We start from the raw sequence: 7,521 nt of genomic DNA, 5'->3' as shown, positions 1-7,521 counted from the left end.
TGCCAATCCCGGTCATAACCTCGCGCTCCGGCAGAAACCCGTGGCGCACCAAACGCTGGCGGCCCTCGTCGTCCAAAAGGTGCGCGTGACCGCCCATGAATTCGGACACCTCCGCGCGCACCGCAGTAGCCAGAAGTTCCTGCGCACCTGCTCGCAGAAGATCCGTCAGCGGATCAGGTGAAAAATCGCTTGGTTTTGCGAAGTCGATAACTGTATTCTTGGTCATGTGGCATATCCTTTTCTCAATGAGAATTGCGGCGCTTCAACAACGCCATGATATGCCGCCCATTCGGGCCGTCACCAACTTTCGGTTATAACTCTAATATCAGGTAATTCAAGGTGTCCAAGGTTATGCAAAAAGCTCTCCTCAATTCTGTATCTGTCAGTTCATTGCTGATCATTATGTCCTTTGGCACTGGCGTATTCGCCCAAGCCAATGAACCCTTGGAATGCTTGCCGAACTCGACCGGCCCGATAGCCGCTGATACGACACCATTTGCTGACGGTATGTGTAATATCGGTGCGTCAGACAGCGACCGAAGTGTTGCACTCGGGATTAGCCCGGATGGTTCAGTTGTCGTGGGCACGATTGGTCCCACAAATGATCGTGCTGCTTTTCATTGGACATCTGACGCGGGCATCACTGTTCTTGACGGCTTGACGACAACAAATCCTACTTCTGCCGGAACAAGCATTAGCTCTGCACGAGATGCTGTCATCGTAGCCAATGGAACCGAAATAATTGTCGGTCAGTCCCGGAACGACTTGGGTCGTGCACGAGCAGTGCGCTGGACCAACGGCACCATCGAAGATCTGGGTACACTTCTTGATCTACCTGAATCAATAGGTGATCCCGCCGATACCTCTCAGGCGAATGCGGCAGCGGTGAATGCCGACGGTACCGTCATTGTGGGGTGGTCTTATTACGCTGGTGGACCAGCGACTGAAAGGCGTGCATTTCGCTGGGTCGAGGGCGGCGACTTTGGCGGCCTCAATCCTGAGATGCAAGATCTAGGAGTATTCTCCGGCGGTGACGGCAGAAGTGTCGCCAATGATGTAAACGCCGCAGGCAATGTCGTTGTAGGTAACGTTGGAGAAGATGCGTTCCCGCGGGCCTTTCGTTGGGTAGAAGGCGGTACCGGCGGCGGGGTCGGAAACCCTCAAATGGAAGATTTGGGAACACTTCGGATTGATGGGAGTGGTTTTGCAACAGCAGAAGCGGTCAATACTGATGGTACAGTTGTCGTCGGGATCGCAAGCGGCGAAGCTGTGACTGAGTTTTTTGCCTATCGCTGGACGGAAGGCGGCACGCAGGGGGGCGGAGCCAATCCTGAAATGCAAAGTCTCGGGACGCTGACAACCGATCCGGCCGGCTATAGCTGGGCACGCGATGTGAATGCAGACGGGACTGTTGTTGTCGGTGAATCGACAACTGAAGGTGGCGACGTTCAAGCGTTTCGTTGGATCGAGGGTGGCGAAGACGGTGTATCAGCCAACCCCGAAATGCAAGGTTTGGGATCGATGCGGACAGACGGTACGGGTTTTAGCCGCGCGTACAATGTAAGTGCTGATGGTGCAATCGTAGTCGGAGAAGCGGAAACCGATGACGGTAGTCGACGCGCATTCATCTGGCGGACACAAATGCAAGACGTTATCGATTTGCAGGGTTCGTTTCCCGATCTCGCCAATCACACTGAGATTGCATTAGCTTCCTCGCAAACACTGACGTGTTTTGCGGGCCGAGAAATGCAAGAAGGCATCCCAATTGGGTTGGTAGCCTCTGACGATTATATCACTCAAAAGCTCGGCGCAGATCGAGACTCCAGACCCGCTCAGGCGACCCTCATGAATGAATGTATCGCAGTTGGTGGCAGATTTGCGACGCTGGGCAAGACTGACGGGCTATCGTCAGAAAGTAACGCCTATGCAATTGGTTTACTATCTTATGGGCGTGGCATATCGGCATCCACAACGCTGGGCGGGACGCTCAGTGTTGCAGGGAACGCAGGCGATACAACCGCCGTTGATATGAATGGCGTCGGCATCGCAGTCTGGGCTGAATACAGTCAAAACAGTCTTGAGCGCACCGGCGTTCAGGGCAATTTTTCGCTTTCGTATAGTAAGAGCAATGGTCAGATCACGCGCGGTCTCAATTCGGACCTTGTGATGCAGAGTGTCGGAGACACTAGCATAGGTAGCATTTCAGCATCAGCAGAACTTGGATATGGTTTCCATGCTTCAAATTGGTTGATCACACCAAGCATGTCTTTGGTCACATCGCATTTTGCGCGCGACGCCTATTCCGAGGCCGGGGGTGACTTCAACGCAACTTACGACAGTTTGTCTGTCAACCGTACAACGTCCACCCTTGCGGTGTCTGGGTCGCGCTCTGTGTCTGACAGTGGCACACTGTCAATCTCGGCCGGTATTGACGGTGACCTTCTTGCAGATCGTGTCAAGCTGGCTGGAACAAGTGATCTGCCCGGTTTTGAAACATTTGAAATCGATAGCACGATGGCACGAAACGAAACGCGCGGTTTTGTGTATTCGTCCTATTCTCATGACTTGGACAACAATCGCAGCTTAGTTGCAGATATTCGACTTGGACAACCAGCATTCGGCGATACACTACTGGTCGAAACTGGATTGACGTTCACTGCACGGTTTTAGAATCGCTAAGAAAGCATGGCCTTACGCTGTTTATGCCTGCCTGTATTAAGCTGAACTCATGCGGAGGATGCCAGTTGTGCGAAAACTGAATTGGTTGTGCGCCACGTAGGAAAAATTGTAAAGCGGCTGGGAGCGGTCATACGTTGCGTTGTCCACGAACGGCAGGTTTGGGCCGTGTCTGCTGGCGGCGGTGCACCTGTTCGGCCAACATGCTGCAGCCGAACTAATGGCCGCGAAGAGCCCATTGTGCAAGATGCGGCGCGTTGCACGAATGTCTGCTACTTAATTCCTGCCAACTTGATGGCGGTCGTCATACGTCTGTGATGTTCTTGGTCATGATAAGGATACCGTTCGTCAAAGCGTTGAAACGTATAGTCTGAATCAATGGCAAGTAGATCTGCAACTTGCTCCTTGGCTTCCTCAACCCGGCCAGCTTCGACGAGTATCGCAGACATCACGATCCGTGCTGGAGGGAAAGATGGCGCCATTCGAATGGCCCGCCACTCGTATTCTTCGGCTTCGACAAGGTCGCCCGATAAGAAGTGGCCGTGTGCGATATGATGAAGAGCGTTGGGTGGAGCGATCGGATCAAACTGCAGGCCGGTCAGTCCCATCTCAATCGCCCGCTCTGGCTGCCCGGCGTAATTTAATGCCTCACTAAACCAGAAATACGTATCGGCATTATTTGGATCAATCTCCAATGCAGTCTCGAAGCTCTTGATCGCAGCCTCGGGGTTGCGCAGGAATGTTTGAACCCATCCATAGCGACTGTTGGCCAATGACGACATAGGGGCTAAATTAATTGCATGCTCGGCCTTGTCAGCTGCGATCTTGAGACCGTCATCATAGCCAGGCCAGGCGAAAGACCATCCGCTTTGATAGAGGAAAACCAATCCGGCCCACGCATCTGCAAACTCTGGATCAATGGCAAGTGCTTGATCATAAAGTGAGATGCATTCTTGGTTGGTTTCAGGCGAGAACATGAAAAATTTGGCGCGCCCCTTCAGGCTCAACTCAAAGGCCTCCACGCTATGCGTGCTACGATTTTTATTTGGTATTTTCTTTAGATTGACATGAAGGGCAGAGATGATCTTCTCCGTGATTTCGTCCTGAAGCGCAAAAATATCCTGAAGGTCGCTGTCATATCTTTCTGCCCAAACGTGGCCACCATTGCTGGCATCAATCAATTGCGCGTTGATGCGAACGCGATTGCCTGCCTTGCGCACGCTTCCTTCAAGTACGTGGCCAACACTCAGCTCCTGCCCGATCTGCATGACATTCTTGGGTGAATTTCGATACGAAAACGACGAATTTCGCGCGATGACGAACAAGTCGTTTATCTTACTGAGGTCCGTAATCAGGTCTTCGGTAAGGCCATCAGCGAAATATTCCTGCTCTTGATCCGCGCCAATATTGACGAACGGCAAAACAGCTATGGACGCATGCGAAGAAGCGGCAGCAACGACCGATGCAGCAAGTATCGGTTCAATCACTTCATCGCTAAGTTTTGCGACGAACCGAAAACCCTGACGCGGAAAGGTCTTAATTACGGATTGCGACACACCGTCATCATTCAAGGCTCGTCGCAATGCATTTATGCGCGCGTTTAGGGTGCCATCGCCGACAATGCGGCCTTTCCAAACAGTTTCGATAATATCGTCCTTTGAAACGACGCGGTCTGCATTCTCGATGAGAAATACTAGAAGCGAAAAGGCCTGAGGTTGCAGTGCGATGAACTCATCGGCTTGCCTTAGTTCTAGCTGCTCGGTGTCGACGCTGAAGTCTCCAAACTTGAAATTCATGTTCCGGCAAGCCCGCAGCAAGCAAAATTCATAACATGGCTACGCATCGATAACCTTCCGTTCAAGCGCTGGTAGGCGCGGCCAGATAGCTTGGTTTCATCGCAACACAATGAGGCTAAAATGAAACTCGCGGCAACAACTTCAAACGCTACCATCAACATGCAATCTCTCAAAGCAGTTTCAAAAGGAAGCGATCAGTCAATCGCAACCGACAAGACCCTTTGGCAATCCTTTTCGACACTATTTTGGGCGTACACGGAAGAGACCGGCAAGGCTGAAACAAAATCATTTGAAGGTTTGCTCTAACCATCTTCAATCAATGCCTCTACCGTTGTGTCGCTCCTCGAAACAGCCAATGAGGTCTCCGGGGGGAACGGCAGCAAAGTCCCGCATTGTGTGAATTCGAGTGGCCTTTGGTTTCGCGCACGCGGCGAATGTCGGCTATGCGGGCTGCGACCGCAGCATCGCGATCCGGCATTGGATGTCTCCTTTGGGCCGAATCGCTCCCGGCGCGCGCTTTCCCATGTCATGCAAGCTTTATTATAAAAGCTCGCATGAACAGGCAGGCCAAAATCCAACAAAAATTGAGTAAAACGCCACATCGCGCAATATGCTACTTTCATCATGCATGGTTTATGGATATATTTATGCAATAAGCTTGCAAGGATTTGTAGATGCCGACTGCACCTGAGACCACCTGGAACAAAGGCCGTGTCGTGGGCAAAAAGCCACCGCTGACGCCCGACCAGGTTGCGCTGATCCGGATGATCCTAGGCCAAGATCGCGCGCTGCGTGATCTGGCGTTGTTCAACACGGCCCTTGATACGAGCTTTAGGGGCTCTGATCTTGTGCGGCTGCGGGTCTCGGACGTGGCAACCCCGGCAGGAGTCCGCGAGATCGTCGAGATCCGCCAGAAGAAAACGGAAAGCCGCAATGCGCGCCCGGTCCAAGCGCGGCTGTCGTCGGGGACGCGCGAAAGCCTGCGCACCTACCTCGCTGCCTCTGAAAAGCAGATGCATGCATGGTTGTTCACGGGGCAGGGGGCAAGGTGGTCGCACACCCATCTCAGCGAAAGCCAGCTCTGGCGGTTGTTCAAATCCTGGCTGGAAAAGGCCCGCCTCGATCCCAGTCTCTACGGGCTGCATTCGCTGCGCCGGACCTTCCCAACTCACATCTATCAGCAGACCGGCAACCTTCGCGCGGCCCAGCTCTTGCTCGGCCATGCCAGCATTGAAAGCACCAAAGAATACATTGGCACCGAACAGGCCGAAGCCCTCGAAATCGCGCGCAAGTATCATCTCTGAGCCATGCAGACCTATCTCGAAAAGCGCCAGCCTACTAACAATGTCGCCCGGTTTTACCGGATGTCCGTCATGCCAAACCTGTTTGGTGAATGGACGCTTCTTCGGGAATGGGGTCGCATCGGGCAGGGCGGGCAGGTCCGGATGGATTGGTTTGATAGCGAGGATCAGGCGATCGGGGCACTAATCGCGCTTGAAACAGTTAAGAGGCGGCGGGGATATTGGGTTGAGCCCCAGCAACTTTTTATGTTCCATCGATAAATTCGAGCGCTGGAAAGTAAGTGAGCCATCCAATACCCTATGTCCTGAGGACATAGGGTATTGGATGGCAGAGGTCAATTGGAGTCTAGATTTTCTCGCACTCCCCTTGACACCTCTCAGTGCGATATCCATATGTCCTTAGGACATATGGATATCGCACTGGCATGAACTTTACCGAAGGCTTAGAAAAAGCACTGCTGCATCGTGATCACCCAATCATCACGTATTATGATTTTTTCATATTGGGGCATGGGCTTTTTACTGCAAAGGTCTGGGGCGAAGAACCCCTCAAACGAATGCCGCAAGGTTGGGACCAAACACGCGCAAAGAACGCTATCAAACGCCTCGAAACCAAACGTGTTCTCACAGCTGATTCCGATTTTCGCTCCAATGTATGGCGCGTAACCCAGGCTACACGGGCCGGTACTGCTGAAGAAGTGGCATGCATTGCTGATCCATTCTCTTACGTATCTCATCTGTCGGCCATGCAAAAATATGGCCTGACAGATCGCAACCCTCAAGCGCTCCATATGACCACCCCAAAACGCAGCATTTGGAACACTCTTCGGAATGCGAGAGTGCGTGAAGACCTACCAGATGTCGAAGATATCGAAAGACCAGTTCTGAATCGACCAGGATTCAATGAGGCAATCCGCCGCCGTTCGGTAATTGTTCATGTCTCAAGCCAACCCTGGACGCCCTCCCCAGTGAGCGATGAACAAACCCGTATTACCTCCATCGGCCAAACCTTTGCGGATATGTTGACCGAACCGGGCTTATGCGGCGGCATACGTCATGTCTTAGATGTCTGGGAGAACGAGGCAGAGCCGTGGGTGGAAGAAATTATCAAGGCAGTAGATCAGCTTGATAGCAAAATCGCCAAGGTTCGTGCTGGCTACATTCTTACGGAAGTCATGGACATAGATCACCCCACCATCCACAACTGGGAGCAGTATGCCCAAAGGGGTGGATCGCGCAAACTCGACCCGGATGCAGAGTATGCTCCTGTATTTTCTGAGAAGTGGATGATTTCCATAAATGTCTGACCCTGACGAAGCCATCGATTACGGTATTGTTGATGTCGATGTCAGAGCATGGGTTGATGCAGTACGCGCAGACCCAACGCAACATCGGGACAGACAGGTCGCTGAGATCGTACTCGCAGCAATAGGCTTAGCTCCCAACTTGAAGGACACGTTGATCCTCAAGGGTGGTGCCGCAATGGCTCTCGCATTTAACAGTATCCGACAGACAGGTGACATTGATTTTTCATCAACAATGGAACCGCACGGGTTGGCTGAAAACATTGCAGCGGAGCTGGATCCATTATTTGCCCGTGTGGCCATCCAACTTGGGTATTTGGATTTAATCTGCCGCGTACAAACTATTAAAGGTTCTGTCGCAAAGATTTTGGGTTTGATGTTTGCGCAGTATGATGCATCGCCGTAGAAGGTGACGTCGCAGCGATGATTGGATATGTACGATGG

7 protein-coding genes and 1 pseudogene are annotated in these 7,521 nt (G+C 52.3%); 6 read left to right on the top strand and 2 right to left on the bottom strand.

The features are described 5' to 3' along the window. A pseudogene (locus tag BMX04_RS18640) lies at positions 1–226 on the bottom strand (IS256 family transposase); the annotation flags it as partial. Between the two features lie 125 nt (positions 227–351). Between BMX04_RS18640 and BMX04_RS18945 the strand changes: the two are divergent. Beyond that, positions 352–2,670 (top strand): autotransporter domain-containing protein, encoded by a 2,319-nt coding sequence (locus tag BMX04_RS18945; protein ID WP_083398241.1) that lies wholly within the window; start codon positions 352–354, stop codon positions 2,668–2,670. A gap of 278 nt (positions 2,671–2,948) precedes the next feature. Here the strand turns inward: BMX04_RS18945 and BMX04_RS18630 are convergent, their stop codons facing one another. After that, the gene (locus BMX04_RS18630; RefSeq protein ID WP_074788342.1) at positions 2,949–4,472 is read right to left on the bottom strand and encodes a winged helix-turn-helix domain-containing tetratricopeptide repeat protein; all 1,524 of its coding nucleotides are present in this window, start codon (positions 4,470–4,472) and stop codon (positions 2,949–2,951) included. Positions 4,473–4,592: 120 nt separating this feature from the next. Between BMX04_RS18630 and BMX04_RS19250 the strand changes: the two genes are divergently transcribed. The 5 genes from BMX04_RS19250 to BMX04_RS18610 all read left to right on the top strand — a co-directional run bounded on the left by BMX04_RS19250 (position 4,593) and on the right by BMX04_RS18610 (position 7,483). Next, positions 4,593–4,778: a hypothetical protein gene (locus BMX04_RS19250; protein ID WP_139194636.1), complete on the top strand. Its 186-nt coding sequence runs from the start codon at positions 4,593–4,595 to the stop codon at positions 4,776–4,778. A gap of 368 nt (positions 4,779–5,146) precedes the next feature. Next, entirely contained in the window at positions 5,147–5,776 is a 630-nt protein-coding gene (locus tag BMX04_RS18625; RefSeq protein ID WP_074788341.1) for a tyrosine-type recombinase/integrase, read from the top strand. Between the two features lie 3 nt (positions 5,777–5,779). After that, entirely contained in the window at positions 5,780–6,034 is a 255-nt protein-coding gene (locus BMX04_RS18620) for a WGR domain-containing protein (protein ID WP_074788340.1), read from the top strand. A gap of 164 nt (positions 6,035–6,198) precedes the next feature. Continuing rightward, positions 6,199–7,080, top strand: a complete 882-nt coding sequence (locus BMX04_RS18615; protein ID WP_074788339.1) for a type IV toxin-antitoxin system AbiEi family antitoxin domain-containing protein — start codon at positions 6,199–6,201, stop codon at positions 7,078–7,080. Further along, positions 7,073–7,483, top strand: coding sequence for a nucleotidyl transferase AbiEii/AbiGii toxin family protein (locus BMX04_RS18610; RefSeq protein WP_074788338.1), 411 nt, complete (start codon positions 7,073–7,075; stop codon positions 7,481–7,483). The genes BMX04_RS18615 and BMX04_RS18610 overlap by 8 nt, the downstream gene beginning before the upstream one ends. The last annotated feature ends 38 nt before the right edge of the window (positions 7,484–7,521 follow it).

Source organism: Roseovarius tolerans, assembly GCF_900109855.1.
Taxonomy (GTDB): Bacteria; Pseudomonadota; Alphaproteobacteria; order Rhodobacterales; family Rhodobacteraceae; genus Roseovarius; species Roseovarius tolerans.
The sequence above is the reverse complement of the archived record's forward strand: the minus strand, read 5'-3'. Positions and strand labels throughout refer to the sequence as shown.